This is a genomic window from Hyphomonas sp. ske169, from assembly GCF_056850855.1.
Genome location: NZ_CP096146.1, coordinates 1753067 through 1770336, shown reverse-complemented (window position 1 = coordinate 1770336; position 17270 = coordinate 1753067). Strand labels below are relative to the sequence as shown.

The following is a 17270-nucleotide window of genomic DNA, read 5'->3' as shown; positions in this document are numbered from 1 at the left end:
CGTAGCAGAACGATTGTTCTGTTGCAGGTGGTTTCTCTTTCAGGAGGGCTGTGCCGTGCGTGAGGTAGCGGGAATTACAGTTTCGCCGAAGGATTGCGTCTAAAGGGTAGGGCTCTGCTCTTTCCTAATAGCGGACGTTAGCTAAATGACCGGAACCGCCCTAAACGAATCGCGCACCGTTTCTGTATTGGCGCATGGAATGACGAAACTAATCGAGTATATTTTGGCGCCGCTTTCAAACAACTCGTTGCAATCGATCTTCTTCACACAATTTTTCGTGTGTGCTAGCGCTCTAAGAAGGCGAGAGAGGGCTGGACGCTGAATATTATCAATGAATTGAGGAGGCGAAACGTATTCCGGGTCGCAGGGGCGTATGCCGTCGTCGCTTGGCTGTTGGCGCAAGTGTCCGTCATTCTAGAAACTGCGCTCGAACTGCCAAACTGGTTCGACTCGGTCATCGTCTCAACACTGTTGCTCGGCTTTCCGGTTGCCCTCTTACTGGCATGGGCGTTCGAGATCACACCAGAAGGCGTCAAACGCACGTCCGCAGATGCGGAAGCAGACTCAGAGGCCATGCGGGGCGTCGATTTCGTCGTGATTGGCGGGCTTGCGCTCGTCACTGGACTGATTGGCTGGCAGTTAACCACTATGGGTGGCGAGCGATCGCCAGATGAGCGTGCGCCCGCCATTGAAGCGGAGCCGGAAACAATTGCTGAGCGCAATCTTCCAACAGACCCCGAACTTGCCTCAATCGCCGTGCTGCCCTTCGCCGACCTTTCGGCTGAAGGCGATCAAGACTTTTTCTCCGACGGCATCTCGGAAGAGATTCTCAACGTTCTGTCGCGCGTGGATGGGTTGAAGGTCGCGTCGCGCACTTCGGCTTTTCAATTCAAAACCCGCAGCGACGTCTCCATCCCGGAGATTGCCGTTGAGTTGGGGGTCGCGCACGTGCTCGAAGGGTCGGTCCGCAAGGCGGGCGAAAATGTCCGGATAACAGCACAGCTGATTAAAGCAGGGTCAGACGAACATCTTTGGTCGGGAACATTTGATCGCGAACTCACAGTCGAGAGTATTTTTCAAATTCAGGACGAAATTGCCACTGGCATTGTGAGTCAGCTTGGTGAGCAGATGGACCTTGGCCGCGCCAACACACTCAGATTTGCGGCCGCTGCCGATACGCAAAATCTGCGCGCCTATGAGGCGTATCTTGAAGGGCGCGATTTGCTATCGCAGCGCAACGGCGAGACCCTTCCAGACATTATTGCCTCCTTCCAACTCGCGACAGAGCTTGACCCGGACTTTGCCCGTGCATGGGAAGCCCTCGCAGCCGCCTATAATGTCGCCCCCGCATATTCTCTCGCAAACCCAGACCCGCAAGACTTCCCGGCGAAGTCCAAAGCGGCCGCCGAAGCCGCGTTGGCGATTGATGATCAATTGCCGCTAGCGATCGCGATTTCTTCGGGTGTCGGACAAGAATCCGGAAAACCTGATTTCGCGGTCTGGCTCGCCAGCATCGATGCCGGTCTTGCTGTGGATCCCAATGAGGCAGTGCTGATCGGCTGGCGCGGCCAATATCTGACTTCTCTCGGTTATTTTGAACAGGCCGAGCGCGATCTGCGCCAGGCGCTTGAGCTCGACCCAGCAGACGAGATTTCTGCCGGCTGGCTAGTGCGCAACCTCATTCTCCAGAGACGACTGGAAGAGGCGTATGAGCTGTTTCGTACGCGCGCCGATCTGTCGGAAAGCAACGGCCAGCTGCGGGGAATGGTGGCCTTGGTTTTGGCTGCAGATGGACGGATGGACGAGGCGGTCGGCCTGATGGAAGAAGGGTCGCCGCCCGGCATCGACATAGAGCGTATGAAAGTCGCCTATTTCGAACCCGTGGACGATCCGGATCAAGCGCTGCAAGATTTTCTGGCGGCGCTTGGTCCTTTCGCTCAGTTTTTGGAGTCGCTCGACGAAATGCCAGGCGATTTGCTGCACAATTTTGGCGACTATGCCCGCATCACAGTCAGCAATAGCCGAAGCTGGGACTTGGTTGTGTGGCTGTACCATCGCCCCGAATTCCTGCAATCACCCGACCGCTACCGGCTGATGGATGAGCTGGGTTTGGAGGCCTATTGGCGGACAAACGGCTTACCGCCCCAATGCCGATCGATTGAAACGCTGCCAGATGGCCGCGATTATATGTGCGAATGAAAAAGCATCGCAGGAGATTAGGCTGCTCTCGAAGGTCCGCTTTTGATCCAAATATACTATCATGAACGTCCTTGTTAGGGCGACTTGAGCCGCAGAGCTTATGTCTCCTATTGCTCGCAACGAAGCCCAACCCTTACCCATCCCGAAACCGATTCGTGATCGGATAACGCCTGTCACGCCCGAAATTCTTTGAGCCAACTTTCACGCCGGGTGGCGCTTGGCGGCGTTTGTATTCGGCGATGTAGAGCAAATGTTCGATCCGTTTGACCACGGCGCGGTCATGGCCGCGGGCTAGGATCTCGTCGACCGTTTCTTCGGCATCAACCAGGCCGCGCAGGATGTCATCCAACACATCATAAGGCGGGAGCGAGTCTTCGTCTTTTTGGTTTTCGCGCAGCTCTGCGCTTGGCGGTTTGGTGATGATCCGCTCCGGGATCACTTCTCCGCCAGGGCCGAGCGCGCCCAGAGGCACGCCGGTATTGCGCCAACGTGAGAGGGCGAAAACTTCAGTTTTGTAGAAATCTTTCAAGGCATTATAGCCGCCGCACATATCGCCATAAAGCGTCGCATAGCCGACCGCCATTTCTGACTTATTGCCGGTCGTGACAACCATATGTCCAAACTTGTTCGACAGCGCCATGAGCGTGAGCCCGCGCAGGCGCGATTGGATATTCTCTTCGGTTGTGTCGGGCTCAGTCTCTGCGAAGGCGTCGCCAAGCATCTCATCGAGCGCGCCGACGCCTGGCGCGATATTGATAGTGTCATAGCGCACACCGAGCGCTTCGGCGCAGGCTTTGGCGTCTTCGAGACTATCAGAGCTGGTATATTTGCTCGGCATCATCACGCACCAGACCCGGTCTGGCCCGAGCGCATCGACGGCCATCGCAGCGGTCAGCGCGCTATCAATCCCGCCCGAAAGCCCAAGCACGACGCCTGGAAAACGGTTCTTGTTGACATAATCGCCGAGCGCCAGCGTCGCAGCGCGATATTCAGCTTCCCAGCCAGTGGTCAGCTTGGCCGGCTCATCGGCGGGCACGAAACGGTGGCTCGCACCATCAAAGGTTACAATTGCAGTGCCGGTGACGAAATCGCCAAGCAATTGATGCTCGGTGCCGTCAAAGTCGACCGCATAAGACGCGCCATCAAAGACCAGCTCATCCTGGCCGCCCATCTGGTTCACGAACAAATATGGCACGCCGGTCTTAGCCCAGGCGGAGAAGGTTGTGTGGCGCTCGACATTGACGGTCCGTCGCCACGGCGAGGCATTCGGCACCAGTAGAACCTCAGCGCCTGCTTCGTGCAGAGCGGCTGGGACGCGCGAATACCAAATGTCTTCGCAAATCGCGATGCCGACTTTGACGCCGTGCATCTCGACAAGGGTGTGATCGCCCTCGCCAGGATCAAAGATCCGCTTCTCATCGAACACGCCATAATTGGGCAGTTCACGCTTGTCATAGCGCAGCCGGATCTCGCCCTCTTGGAGCAGGAGAACTGAGTTAAACAGCTTTCCATCTTCGGCCCATGGTGAGCCAATGAGCAAGGCCGGCCCATCTTTGGTCTGGGCTTTCAGCGCTTCAATCGCCGCCATCGAGTGCTCGACCGCTGCCGGTTTCAGCACCAGGTCCTCGGCTGGATAGCCGAGTATGAACAGCTCTGACAGGACGACAAGGTCAGCGCCTTTGGCTTTGGCCTCTTCGAGGGCGGCCTCAGTTAAGGCTTTGTTTCCTTTAATGTCTCCCACCACAGGATTGAGCTGAGCAACGAGCATTTTGAGCGATTGAGTCATGCGCTTCAGGTAGGAAGTTTTTGTCTTGGTGACAATCACCACACGGCGACGCATGGTGCGGAAATGAGCCAAGCGCGAGATATCGGCATTGTTGGCGCTGGCATTGGTGGTCTGGCGCTCGCCAGCTTGTTGGCGCGTGATGGGCATCGCGTGCGCGTCTTCGACCGGTTTGCCGAGCCGAAACCAATCGGGTCGGGTCTAATGTTGCAACAGACCGGGTTGGCGGTGTTGGACCAGCTGGGTTTGCGGGCAGACATAGATGCGCTCGGGACGCGGATTGAGCGGCTTTGGGGCCTGACAACACCCTCGCAACGCCCCGTGCTCGATGTGCGATACGCCAAATGGAAGCCGGAGCTCTATGGTCTTGGCGTGCAACGTGGATTGATCTTTGAGGCGCTCTTAAGGGCGGCGAAGGATGCTGGCACGGAGCTTGTCTTAGACGCGCCTGTCGCGACTGCAGACCCGTCGGCGCCGTCCATCGTGCTGGACAGCGGAGCGCGTATTTCCGGCCTGGATCTTGTGGTCTACGCCCATGGCGCGCGGTCGACGCTGACGCCGAGCGAGAGGGGTGTGGATCTGCCATATGGCGCGCTTTGGGCGACGCTGCCCTGGCCGAAAGACAGCGATTTTGATGCGACGGCTTTGGAACAACGCTATCGCGCCGCGCATCAAATGACGGGTGTCATGCCGTCTGGGCGATTGTCTCAAGATGGACCTGAAACGCTGACCTATTTTTGGTCGATCCGCGGCGATCAAGAAGCGGGCTGGCGCGCGGCGCCATTGGACGCGTGGAAACAAGACGCGATCGCCCTTTGGCCGGAAACAGAGCGGCTGATGACGCACTTTCAAACGCATGATGATCTGACCTTTGCGCGCTACCGTCATCACACGGCTCGCACTCCTGTAGAAGGCAGATTGGTGCGAATCGGTGATGCTTGGCACGCCGCCTCGCCGCAATTGGGCCAAGGGGCGAATATGGCGCTGCTTGATGCTTGGGCGCTGGCTGAGGCTTTGCGCGCGTCTTCAGATCTGCCAGCGGCGCTGCAGCACTATTTGAACCTGCGCCGGGACCACGTGCGCCTCTATCAGATCATGACCTGGCTCTTCACGCCCGTCTACCAAGGCGATAGCCGCATTCTGCCCTGGCTACGCGATTGGCTGGCGGCGCCGCTCAGCAAGATTTGGCCTGCACCGCCTTTGCTCGCCGCCATGGTGTCAGGATCGATTGGCGCTCCGCTCAAGCGCCTCGGTCTGCGGTAATGCTCTCCCGGCGACAGGTTTGACAGCGGGCCGGGGGCTGGCACACTCGGGGGCAGCACGCAGGAGGTCGCTATGTCCGAGCATGATATCGTCATCCGAAATGGCTTTGTCATTGACGGCACTGGCACGCCGGGCCGCGAGGCGGATATTGCGATCCAAGACGGCAAGATTGCCCATATCGGTGAGGTTTCGCGGCAGGGCGCGGAAGAGATCGACGCCAAAGGCAAGCTCGTCGCACCGGGCTTTGTCGACATCCATACGCATTATGATGGCCAAGTGACTTGGGGCGACGCGCTGTCGCCCTCGTCCAATCACGGCGTCACCACCGCGATCATGGGCAATTGCGGTGTCGGCTTCGCGCCGGTGCGCAGTCATGACCATGACCGTCTCATTCGCCTGATGGAGGGTGTGGAGGACATTCCATTTCCAGTCTTGGCCGAAGGATTGCCATGGAATTGGGAGAGTTTCCCGGATTATCTCGATAGTCTCACAGAGCGTCCGTTCGACATTGATGTTGGGGCTCAGCTGCCGCATGCCGCGCTCCGCGTCTATGTGATGGGCGACCGCGGCGCCAATCGCGAAGATGCGACCGAAGAGGATATTGGGGCGATGGCGGCTTTGGCCAAGTCAGCCGTTGAAGCCGGCGCTTTGGGCTTTTCAACGTCACGCACGCTGAACCATCGCACCTCTGATGGTCAGCCAACGCCGACCCTCACAGCATCTGAAGCAGAACTCACCGGAATTGCCAACGCGCTCGGTGAGGCGGGCAAAGGCGTATTACAATTTGTCTCCGACTTTAATGACCCGCAAAAAGAAGCCGCCATGCTCCGCCGGATTGTTGAACAATCGGGCCGCCCGCTCTCTGTGTCCTTGGCCCAGGCCGATGTTGCGCCTGAAGGATGGAAGCTCTTGCTGGGTGAGATTGAAGCGGCGAAAGCCGCGGGGCTAGAGATGCGCGCGCAAGTTGGGCCGCGCCCCGTCGGGCTCTTGCTCGGACTAGAGCTCACGCTCAATCCATTCTCGGGGCATCCGGTCTATCAGACGATCGCGAATGAGCCTTTCGAAGCGCGCTTAGCAGCATTGCGCGATCCAGCTTTTCGGGAGCGTTTGTTGAATGACGAGCCGGATGCCGAGAACCCATTCGTGAAATCGATCCTACGCAGCTTTGGCAAAATGTTCGTGCTGGGCGATCCGCCGGATTATGAGCCGACCGAAGACAAAACCGTTGCCGCGATTGCGAAAACGCGCGGCACGACGCCGGAAGGGGTCGCGCTCGATCTAATGCTCGCAGACGAGGGCAGGGGCATGCTCTATCTGCCTTTCTTGAACTATGCCCAAGGCAGTTTGGATCCGGTCAAGACAATGCTGGAAAGCCCGGCCAGCCTGCCGGGCCTCTCTGATGGCGGCGCGCATGTTGGAATGATTTGCGACGGGTCTTTCCCAACCACGCTGCTGACGCATTGGGGACGGGATCGGTCACGGGGGGAAACCTTGCCGCTAGAATTCCTGATCAAGCGCCAAAGCCACGACACAGCTGCGTGGGTTGGGCTGAAAGATCGCGGGGTCTTAGCGCCGGGCTATCGGGCGGATCTCAATGTGATCGACTTTGATCGGTTAACCCTTCACGCGCCCTATATCGTGCATGATTTGCCCGCGGGAGGACGGCGCTTAATGCAGAAAGCGGATGGCTATGAGGCGACGCTGGTCGCGGGTGAGATCATTCAGCGTGGCGGTGAGGCGACAGGGGCAAAGCCAGGGCGATTGGTGCGCGGGGCGCAGGCGCTTTAACCGCTCCAGATCATCCGCTTTGCCAACGAAAGTTGGCATCCATGGCGGCTGCGTAGACGAATCGAATATGTACTCCACCGCCATAGGTCCTGACTTTCGTCAGGAGTGCGGAACATGGGTGCATCGGCTACAAGCGCCTGAAAAACACATGATCCATAATTGCCTCATCCTGAGCGAAGTCGAAGGATGACTCCGGGACGGGCTCGCAAAACATCCTTCGACTTCGCTCAGGATGAGGACTGTTAGTCCGCTTGCTCTAAGGCCTCGCGGCGTTTCTCAGCGGCTGATTTCTTGACGCTTTCAGACCGGAGCTGGCCACACGCGGCAAAGATATCGCGGCCGCGCGGGGTCCGGATCGGGCTCGCATAACCGGCGCGATTGACCACTTCGGCAAAGGCTTCAATCGTTTCCCAATCTGAGCATTCATAAGGGCTGCCCGGCCAGGGATTGAACGGGATGAGATTGATCTTAGCTGGCACACCGCGCAGTAATTTCACCAGGTCGCGGGCTTCGGCGAGGCTGTCATTCACGCCTTTCAGCATGACATATTCAAACGTCACGCGCTTTGAGTTGTTGAGCTCAGGATAAGCGCGGATCGCGTCGAACAGCGTTTGCAGATCGTATTTGCGATTGATCGGCACGATCTCATTGCGCAGATCATCGCGGACCGCGTGTAGCGAAATCGCAAGCATGGCGCCGGTGCGGGCGCCGAGTTCAGGAATTTTCGGAGCGACACCCGCCGTGGAAACAGTGATCCTGCGACGGCCAATGGCAATGCCGTGACCATCGCTAATCGTGTCGATCGCTTCAGCGACATTGTCGAGATTATAGAGCGGCTCGCCCATGCCCATGAAGACAATATTGGTCAGCCGCCGGTTTTCCATACTGGCAGGCCATTCGCTGATTCCATCGCGCGCAATCATGACTTGCGAAACGATTTCCTGCGCCGTCAGATTACGTACGAGCTTTTGCGTGCCGGTATGGCAGAAGGTGCAATTCAGTGTACAGCCGACTTGGCTCGAAACACAGAGCGCGCCGGATTTGCTAACATCGGGAATGAAGACACTCTCGCCCTCGACGCCAGGTTGAAACCGAACTAGCCATTTTTGCGTGCCATCGATTGAGACTTGATGATCGGCAATGTCAGGCCGGTCGAGCGTATATTTCGCAGCCAGAGTCTCGCGCAAATCCTTGGCGACATCGGTCATCGCCATAAAATCCTGGCAGCCCATATGGTGGGCCCAGCGGCGGATCTGTTTCGCGCGCATGCCAGCCACTTTCGGAGCGAGACCAAGCGTTTCCATCTCCGCTTTCAAGGCAGGCAAAGACAGACCCGCCAGCGATTTCTGGGCAATGGCGGCATCAGCGCGTTTGGAGAGATCAAGCTCGATTTTCATGCCGCGCCTATATCAGAGGGGACCGCGAAATGCACCCATTCGGGCTCAGTTTTGAATGATTGCAAGATTTGGGTCGCTTAAGCGACAGCCACTTTATCTTTGACGGCCTGTTTCTCGAACGCCCCGCGCATGTTCCGAGACGGCTTGATCACGTCTGAAACCCCTTCAACCGATTCATCGGCGCCGAAGAAAAGATAGGCGTCGGGGAGCATTTGCTTGCTCAGGGTTTCGAGCACTTGGCGTTGAGCGGGTTTGGCCAAACCGCCGACCACGTTGCTGCACAGAACCACATCAAAACCGCCAAGATCAGAGGCAGGGTTTAAGAGGTTCTGACGTCGGAAGAATACCGTGTCGCGCAGCTCGTCTTTGATTTCCCATTCGCCATTATCGTGACGATTGAAATTGGTCAGAAGGCGATGAATTGAAAGGCCTTTTTGAACTTGAAAGTGGCCATAGACGCCGCGTTTTGCCGCTTCGATACAGTCGGTCGACAAGTCTGAGCCGATGATCTCGACTTGCGCGCTTGCAAGCGCGGATCCAACTTCTTCGCGCAGCCGCATGGCCAGCGACCAAGCTTCCTGGCCGGTTGAGACGCCGGCGCACCAGACTCTCAGTTTTCCAGATTTGGACAATTCTAACCGTTTTGGCAGGGCATGCGTGACGATTTGCTCGATCACATCACGTTCGCTGAAGAAGCAGGTTTTCTTACTGGTCAGCGCGGCCGCGACCTCTTGTTCAAACCGTGGATTAGGGCGCGCCTTGAGGCATTGAACCAGATCATCCAGGGTCGCAAAACTCTCACGGCGCGAAATGTTGCTAAGACGGGCATCCATCAAATAGGATTTGGTTGGCGCAAAGTGCTGACCACTGTTTCGCAGCGCTAGGTCTGCAAGCTCATTAAATGTGGCTTCCTGCATGCGTCTGCATCCCCCAGGGGCTAAAAGTTACCAAAAAGCGCCATTTTATTAAGAAATACCTTCAGACCAGGCCAACTTCTGCAAATTTGCTTTCGACAATCTCGGCATCGAACGGCTTCATAATATACTCGTTCGCGCCAGCTCGGATCGCCTCACTGATATGTTCGGAATCGTTTTCGTTCGTGCAAAACACAACCACTGGGTCTTTGCCGTGATCCTCTCGGCGGAGCGCGCGCAAGAAATCCAGGCCATTCATAACCGGCATATTCCAATCGAGCAGAATAGCGTCCGGCATGTCTTTACGGCACATTTCAAGCGCTTCCGCGCCATGTGCGGCCTCTGAAACCGTGAAGGATAGGTCTTGAATTATCCGCCCCGCAACAGTGCGCACGACGCGTGAATCGTCGACAATCAAGCAGTGTTTCATGACAGACCCGTTTAAGTTGCAACCGCTCAGACTATGGGTTGAAACTGCTTAACAGAGTCTTATCCAGCGGCCCGCATGCTATGGGCGACGAAGCTGACATGTTCTTCGGCTGCCGTAGCCGTGATCTCGCCGCCCAGGTCACTTGCAACCATTTTCGCGAACAGAGGCTGGATCGTGTGCGCGGACCAACCCTCCTCTGGGGTGCCGCCGGCGAGCACTGTTTCAGTGAAGGCCGATAGGCGCGCGCGGGGGCCTTTGGCATCGGCAGCGACTTTCAATCCTCGTTCATCATTGGCGACCGATAGGGTGACAACTCCGCCGCGCGGGATTGAAGAGGTCGCCATGATCAGCAAATTCATCAATACGCGCGCATGTCCGCAGCTAAAATGTTCAGTATCGATATTCCACTCGACACTTGGTTTGTGGCTTTTCATGAACCCGTCGACGATTTTGCGGACTTCATGCCGATCCGCAGCTGTGTCGGAGAGGCCGGCTGAGCCAAACGCATAACGGAGCAGCTGAATGCGCGCGCCAGCAGCTTCTGCGCCATTGTGCAAGAGCTGCTCTGCCTGGGCTTTCATGTCGGCATCGCCGGGTTCTTCCATCAGCTCTAAGGCCGAATTCACCGACGCAACCGGTGAAATCAAATCATGACAGATACGCGATGCAATGAATGCTGCGAGACGGGATGGTTCAATCATCTCAAAACCCCAATAGACCGATAAGAGATGTGTCTAACCGATTCGCGGGGATTTGACGTGTCTAATCATTCAGGTCTTCAGGGCGATCGATTTCATCATATCCGTCACGCGCACTTTTGAAGGTGAGGAAGAACAATCCACCCGCCAGCGCGAGGCTCATAACGACGCCTAAGCCGTACGCGATCCAGCCATGCAGACTCATATTCACACCAAGATCGCTCCACATGGTGGCGACCGCCCAAAACGTCGCTGCAAGGCCAATGATCGCGGCGAGGATGAGGAGCAAAGTTGATTTCATCTCTTCGGATCTAAAGGTTGGCGGCTTGATGTCTATCGGCATTTTGTCTCGCGGCGGGAGGCGCCGCGTCGCACAATCGATCATGACTGAATTTAAATCTATGCGGGCGTCCAATTGCTTGCCAGCGTGTGCTACAGGTTATTAAGTCTTTAACGGCACAATTCTTGAACGAAACTGGCCAAGAAGATTCAATTGCGACGGGAATTGCCCCGGTGCGGGAGTAAGCCGAGTGTTAAAATCGATGTCAGCTGGAATGCGAAGCCTTGTCGCCATTGGCGCTTTGGTTGGTCTGTCTGCAACGACCGTCTATGTCCTCGATATGCAAACCCCGGAAACGATTGAAGCTGAGGTTGAGCCAGAGATTCCGCCCAGTCTGGCGTCCATCGCCATCGAGCCTGAAGATTTTGGCATTGCCGAGCCGCTGGATGTGCGTACAGCCAAGTTGAAGCGCCGCGAAACGCTTTCTGATGTGATCAATCGTTTGGACCTGCCCAATAATGATGGGCACCGCGCGCTATACAGTTTGACCTCGTCTGATTTGCTCGATGCACGTCGGGCTTTGCCGGGAATGCAGCTGACGGCGCATGTCGCAGACGACACGCTGAACGCGGTCAGTATCGAACTAGATGCGAGCCGGCGCTTGCTCGCTAAGCGGATGCCAGACGGCGAATACAAAGCGATGGCATTGGACGCGCGCCTGATCCCGCAACCAATGATCGTTAAAGGCAGTATCGAAACAAGCCTCTATCAAGACGCTCAACTGCTCGGCGCTGAGGATCAGCAAGTCGTCGATTTCGCGCAAGTCTTTGCTTATGATTTGGATTTCCAGCGCGAAGTTCATCCCGGCGACGCGTTCGAAATGGTCTTCAATGTGATGACCGATGAGCGCGGCAATGTCATTCGTCGCGGCGAGGTTTTATATGCGGCCCTGAACGGCAAAGCAGTGAATAAGTCATTCTATCGTTTCACCACGCCGGACGAAAACATCACTGACTATTTCCAAGCCAATGGCGAGAGTTCCACCAAATTCTTGATGAAAACGCCAATCAATGGCGCGCGGCTTTCGTCGCGATTTGGCAAACGCCGTCATCCCATCAGCGGCTATACGAGACTACACAAAGGCACCGATTTCGCGGCGCCAACTGGCACGCCAATCTATGCGGCTGGGAATGGCGTGGTCGAGCGCGCCAGCCGGTATGGCGGCTACGGCCATTATATCCGTATCCGTCACTCGAAAGGCTATAAAACGGCCTATGCCCATCTCTCGCGCTATGCTCGCGGTATGCGCAGTGGCCGCCGCGTGCGCCAAGGTGAGACGATCGGTTATGTCGGCTCTACCGGGGCCTCAACCGGCCCGCACCTGCATTATGAAGTCTACAAGAATGGCAAACCTGTCGATGCGATGCGGCTCAAGCTGCCAACCGGGCGCAAGCTTGCTATGGATCCAGAAATTCTTGCCGAGTTTGAAATCGAACGCGACCGGATCGACGAGATACGGATGGCAGAAGAGCCGCCTGTGCCAGGTATTCTAACCGCCGCAGCTGCTCCGCCTGCACCATAGAAAAGCCCGCCTCGCTCGCGCGGACGGGCTTTTGGTTTGAGCTATATAGAACTCTCTAGTTCAATGCTGCGGCACCTTTGGCGAAATCATTCGGCACGCCATTGAGGGTGAGGCTATCAGCCTCGGCATCGACTTTGATCGTCTCGCCGTCATGGATACGGCCTTCGAGCAGCAATCTCGCCAGCGGATCTTGCAGCTCCTTTTGGATCACACGTTTCAAAGGACGTGCACCATAAACCGGATCATAGCCGCGATCCGCGAGCCATTGCCGCGCTGCCTCGCTGAGCTCGACTGACATTTTCCGATCTTTCAGCAAGCTGCCAAGACGAGCGATTTGGATATCGACAATATGATCGATTTCGCCGCGTCCGAGGCGTTGGAAGAAGACCGTTTCATCAATTCGGTTGATGAATTCAGGTCGGAAATGAGCCCGGATTGCGGTTGAGACCGCTTCGCGTTGCGCTGGGCTCAGCTCGCCTTCATCACCACTCGCAATCGCATCGGCGCCAAGGTTGGACGTCATGATCACGACTGTGTTCTTAAAGTCCACCGTTCGGCCCTGGCCATCTGTCAGGCGCCCATCATCGAGCACTTGCAGCAGCGTGTTGAACAGGTCGGGATGCGCCTTTTCAACTTCATCGAACAGCACAACTTGATAAGGCCGCCGCCGAACCGCTTCGGTCAAAACGCCGCCCTCATCATAGCCGACATAGCCCGGAGGCGCGCCGATCAGACGTGCGACGGAATGCTTCTCCTGAAACTCAGACATGTCGAGGCGCAACACCGCGCTGTCATCATCGAACAAGAATTCTGCCAGGGCCTTGGTCAGCTCGGTTTTACCGACACCCGTTGGGCCGACAAATAAGAAGGACCCAATCGGTCGGTTCGGATCTTGAAGACCTGCCCGTGCGCGGCGCACGGCGTTCGAGACCGCTTGCAGCGCATCCTCTTGGCCGACGACCCGTGCTCGCAGCGCATCTTCCATGCGGAGCAGCTTTTCGCGCTCGCCTTCCAGCATTTTGTCGACTGGAATACCAGTCCACTTGCTGACGACGCTCGCAATGTGATCTGGACGGACTACTTCGGAGACGAGGCTGCCATCGTCGCTTGCTTCTTCGCTGCCTTCGACATCGGCGATGCGTTTCTCCAATTCTGGAATGGTGGAGAATTTTAGCTCGGAAGCGGTTTGCAGGTCGCCGACGCGCTGTGCCTCAGCCATTTCGGCATACGCCCGATCCAATTCTTCTTTGGCAGAGGCTGCGCCTTTGAGTTTGTCCTTCTCTGCCGCCCAAGCGGTGGTCAGCTCATCAGATTTGGTTTGCAGCTCGCCAATCTCACCTTCGATCGTCTTGAGGCGATCGACCGAGGCGTCATCCTTTTCCTTTTTCAGGGCTTCAGCTTCGATTTTTAGCTGCAGCAGCCGCCGATCGATTTCATCCAATTCTTCCGGTTTGGAATCGACTTGCATGCGGAGGCGCGAGGCGGCCTCATCCATCAAGTCGATGGCTTTATCGGGTAAAAAGCGATCGGTGATATAGCGATTGGACAATGTCGCGGCCGACACAATCGCGCTGTCGCTCACCCGCACGCCGTGGTGGGCCTCATACCGGCCCTTGAGGCCGCGCAAGATCGAGATGGTGTCTTCGACCGTCGGCTCATCGACGAACACCGCCATGAACCGGCGTGCCAAAGCGGCATCGCCTTCAACATATTTGCGATACTCGTCGAGCGTCGTCGCGCCCAGACAGTGCAGCTCACCGCGCGCCAATGCAGGCTTAATCAAGTTCGAGGCATCCATCGCGCCATCGGTTTTGCCCGCGCCAACCAGCGTATGCATCTCGTCAATGAATAGAACGATGCCGCCTTCAGCCTGCTCGACTTCTTTGAGAACCGCTTTGAGCCGCTCTTCAAACTCGCCTCGGAATTTCGCACCCGCGATCAGTGCGCCCATGTCCAAAGCAAGCAGACGTTTGTCTTTGAGACTTTCGGGCACGTCCCCGTTCACGATTCGCAGCGCCAGGCCTTCCGCAATCGCGGTTTTACCGACGCCAGGCTCACCGATCAGCACGGGATTGTTTTTCGTCCGGCGCGATAGAACTTGGATTGCTCGGCGGATTTCCTCGTCACGGCCAATCACCGGATCGAGTTTCCCCGAGCGCGCATCCGCGGTCAGATCGCGGGTATATTTTTTGAGCGCCTCATAGCCTTCTTCAGCATTTGCGCTATCCGCAGTCCGGCCTTGGCGGAGCTGGGTGACAGCCGCTTCGAGGAGGCTTGGCGTGACGCCGGCTTGGGCCAGCGCCTCAGCTGCTTTGCTTTTCTTGAGCCCGGCCAGCGCAATCAGCATGCGCTCGACCGTGATGAAACTGTCGCCGGCTTTCTTGGCGCCGGCTTCGGCCTCTGCGAAGAGCTTGGCGGTGCTTTGGTCGAGGCGTAGACCGCCTTGCCCGCCGCTGACTTTCGGGATCGCGCCTAAAGCGGCATCGAGCATTTGCGCGACGCGTTCAGGCTGACCGCCTGCCGCGCGAATAAGATTCACCGCCAGCTGGTCGCGATCCTCAAGCATGGCTTTGAGAATGTGCTCAGGCAGGAAAAGTTGGTTGGAATTGGCAAGGGCCGCGGTTTGGGCCGCTTGCAGCACGCTTTGCGCGCGTTCGGTATAGGTTTCGAAATTCATTACCGTCCCCTTTCAAAGGCAGATCAGGGTCCGCCAACCAGGTTGCACGGACGAAGGTTTTTGTTTGGGCCCCGCTCAGCAGCGACCCGTTCGGATCTCATGTGGGAATGCGAAAACGGGTTCGCAAGCGGTAAACATGCGAACCCGTCCATCAGGATCTGATAAAGCCGATTAAGTCGCGGGGATGAGTCCCGATTTTTCTGGATCGCCTACCATCTTGGTCAGCGTCTTGCGCAGCTTGTTCAACGCTTGGTGCTCAATCTGGCGCACGCGCTCCTTCGAGATGCCAAGCCGCTTACCGAGCACTTCTAAGGTCACACTATCATCCGTGAGGCGGCGCTCAGAAATGATCAGCGTCTCGCGCTCATTCAGCACTTGCAGCGCTTCGGCGATCCACTCTTTGCGTTTCTCATTGTCGCGCTCTTCCATCACTTGCTGATCCGGCGTGGCGCTTTCATCTGGCAGGAGATCTTGCCATTGCGCGTCGCCATCGACGGCGAGTGGGGCGTTAAGCGAACGATCTGAGGCCGAAAGGCGAGAAGCCATGCTCTCAACATCGCGCTCCGGCACGCCGAGATGTTCAGACACCCATTTCTTATTCTCAGCTGTCATGATCGCGTCGCCGGTATCATCAATTTTCGCGCGCAAGCGGCGGAGATTGAAAAACAGCGATTTTTGCGCCGCGGTTGTCCCGGTTCGGACGATGGACCAATTGCGCAAGACATAGTCCTGAATTGAAGAACGAATCCACCAGGCGGCATAAGTAGAGAAGCGAACTTCACGGGAAGGCTCAAACCGGGCCGCGGCTTGCATCAGACCGACATTGCCTTCTTGCACCAGGTCAGCGAGCGGCAGGCCGTAATGGCGAAATTTCGAGGCCATTGAGATGACCAGCCGCATATAGGCCGTGGTCAATTCGTGGAGGGCGCGTTCATCCTCATGATCACGCCATCGCCGCGCGAGATTGAGCTCATGTTCTGCCTCAAGCATAGGCGCTTTCATGGCTTTGCGAACAAAGCTGCGATCTGGATTACCACCGTTCTGACTTATCGACGCCATGTCACCTCCCAAACCCGTTAAGGGTGTGTTCATAGATGTTTACGAGACCTTTCCGCGCATGGATCAAAAAAAGTCTTGAAAAATTTTTGAGCGCTCTAAAAGCGGAGAAACAAACGGGTGAATGGCTTTTGGTGGGCGCCCCAACAGAGAGCATTAACAGGCGTACTTTCGTCCGTTTTCGGTGTCGGAGGGGACACACCTAGATCATTCATCAGCGTCATCCTCGACCGCGCAGCGGTCTGAGGATCCATTTCCGACAGGTGCGGCGTGAGAACAAGGTTCGAGATGGACCCTCAGACATCCTGCGGCTGCCGAGGGTGGCGCGCACGGTTGGTGCAGTCTATGAGCCTCATCCTGAGCGAAGTCGAAGGACGAGGCGGGCGCACCGCAAGCGCCCGGAAGCACGGCCCTTCATCCTTCGACTTCGCTCAGGATGAGGGCCTATCGTGGGACCGTTCGCTCACTCCCCCCAAACAAAAAAACCCCGCCGTTTCGGGCGGGGTTTTGGTTAAGTCTCTGCGCCGCTTTCCGGCTCGCCCTTTCAGGCGGCTTTTTTCTTTTTCGCAAGCGATTCAGCCAAACGATCCATCGCCACGGCATGGTCGATGCTTTCGACGGCCGCCAGCTCGCGTGCCATGCGATCCAGCGCGCTCTCATAAAGCTGACGCTCAGAATAAGATTGCTCTGGCTGATCTTCCATTCGGTGCAGGTCGCGTACGACTTCCGCGATTGAGATCAGGTCGCCAGAATTGATCTTGGCTTCATATTCTTGGGCCCGGCGCGACCACATGGTGCGTTTGATACGCGCCTTGCCGCCGAGTGTTTTTAGGGCATCGTCGACCAGTTTAGAGCCTGCTAAGGCGCGCATTCCTGACGCAATCGCACGATTGGTCGGCACGCGCAGGATCATTTTGTCCTGATCAAACGAGACAACATAGACTTCCAAGGTCATGCCGGCGACTTGCTGCTGCTCAATCGCTGTAACGGTGCCAACGCCGTGGGCGGGGTACACAATTTTCTGACCTGCTTCGAAATCTAGCTTCGTTGCCGCATCTGCTGTTGCCATATGGGGAACCTCTTCTTCTACGCAAACGAGCCACGTTGCCGGCGAGAATTCTCGTCAATTGCCGACATAAGCATGGCTCGGATATGGTGTTATGAAGATTTTCTATAGCATAAACCGATCCTATTCTCAATAGG

The 17270-nt window shown here is 56.8% G+C and carries 13 protein-coding genes; 4 read left to right on the top strand and 9 right to left on the bottom strand.

The genetic code is table 11. The annotated features are described in order from the left end of the window. Positions 1-402 precede the first annotated feature (402 nt). Positions 403-2199 carry a tetratricopeptide repeat protein gene (locus MY069_RS08520; RefSeq protein ID WP_482796652.1) on the top strand — a complete coding sequence of 599 codons (1797 nt, stop codon included), beginning with the start codon at positions 403-405 and terminating at the stop codon, positions 2197-2199. Positions 2200-2332: 133 nt separating this feature from the next. Here the strand turns inward: MY069_RS08520 and MY069_RS08515 are convergent, their stop codons facing one another. Continuing rightward, positions 2333-3985, bottom strand: a complete 1653-nt coding sequence (locus MY069_RS08515) for an NAD+ synthase (RefSeq protein ID WP_482796693.1) — start codon at positions 3983-3985, stop codon at positions 2333-2335. Positions 3986-4048: 63 nt separating this feature from the next. Here MY069_RS08515 and MY069_RS08510 point away from each other — a divergent pair, with 63 nt between their 5' ends. Continuing rightward, complete coding sequence (locus tag MY069_RS08510) at positions 4049-5245, top strand: FAD-dependent oxidoreductase (RefSeq protein WP_482796651.1); 1197 nt, start codon at positions 4049-4051, stop codon at positions 5243-5245. Positions 5246-5317: 72 nt separating this feature from the next. Next, the gene (locus MY069_RS08505; protein ID WP_482796650.1) at positions 5318-7033 is read left to right on the top strand and encodes an N-acyl-D-amino-acid deacylase family protein; all 1716 of its coding nucleotides are present in this window, start codon (positions 5318-5320) and stop codon (positions 7031-7033) included. 242 nt (positions 7034-7275) lie between these two features. On the opposite strand, the gene rlmN is transcribed toward MY069_RS08505, so the two are convergent. From rlmN to MY069_RS08480, 5 genes are all read right to left on the bottom strand, one after another. Next, positions 7276-8430 (bottom strand): dual-specificity RNA methyltransferase RlmN, encoded by a 1155-nt coding sequence (gene rlmN / locus MY069_RS08500; protein ID WP_482796649.1) that lies wholly within the window; start codon positions 8428-8430, stop codon positions 7276-7278. Positions 8431-8507: 77 nt separating this feature from the next. Continuing rightward, complete coding sequence (locus MY069_RS08495) at positions 8508-9347, bottom strand: CheR family methyltransferase (RefSeq protein ID WP_482796648.1); 840 nt, start codon at positions 9345-9347, stop codon at positions 8508-8510. 61 nt (positions 9348-9408) lie between these two features. Continuing rightward, a complete protein-coding gene (locus tag MY069_RS08490) occupies positions 9409-9774 on the bottom strand; it encodes a response regulator (protein ID WP_482796647.1) in 366 nt (121 codons plus the stop codon). Between the two features lie 59 nt (positions 9775-9833). Further along, entirely contained in the window at positions 9834-10475 is a 642-nt protein-coding gene (locus MY069_RS08485) for a histidine phosphotransferase family protein (RefSeq protein WP_482796646.1), read from the bottom strand. Between the two features lie 61 nt (positions 10476-10536). After that, positions 10537-10815, bottom strand: a complete 279-nt coding sequence (locus MY069_RS08480) for a hypothetical protein (RefSeq protein ID WP_482796645.1) — start codon at positions 10813-10815, stop codon at positions 10537-10539. A gap of 187 nt (positions 10816-11002) precedes the next feature. Here MY069_RS08480 and MY069_RS08475 point away from each other — a divergent pair, with 187 nt between their 5' ends. Continuing rightward, complete coding sequence (locus MY069_RS08475; RefSeq protein ID WP_482796644.1) at positions 11003-12334, top strand: peptidoglycan DD-metalloendopeptidase family protein; 1332 nt, start codon at positions 11003-11005, stop codon at positions 12332-12334. Positions 12335-12389: 55 nt separating this feature from the next. Here the strand turns inward: MY069_RS08475 and clpB are convergent, their stop codons facing one another. The 3 genes from clpB to MY069_RS08460 all read right to left on the bottom strand — a co-directional run bounded on the left by clpB (position 12390) and on the right by MY069_RS08460 (position 17136). Beyond that, positions 12390-15011, bottom strand: coding sequence for an ATP-dependent chaperone ClpB (gene clpB, locus MY069_RS08470; RefSeq protein WP_482796643.1), 2622 nt, complete (start codon positions 15009-15011; stop codon positions 12390-12392). A 171-nt stretch (positions 15012-15182) separates the two neighbouring features. Continuing rightward, positions 15183-16070, bottom strand: coding sequence for an RNA polymerase factor sigma-32 (locus MY069_RS08465; protein WP_482796642.1), 888 nt, complete (start codon positions 16068-16070; stop codon positions 15183-15185). 541 nt (positions 16071-16611) lie between these two features. After that, a complete protein-coding gene (locus tag MY069_RS08460) occupies positions 16612-17136 on the bottom strand; it encodes a CarD family transcriptional regulator (RefSeq protein WP_482796641.1) in 525 nt (174 codons plus the stop codon). Positions 17137-17270: the final 134 nt, after the last annotated feature.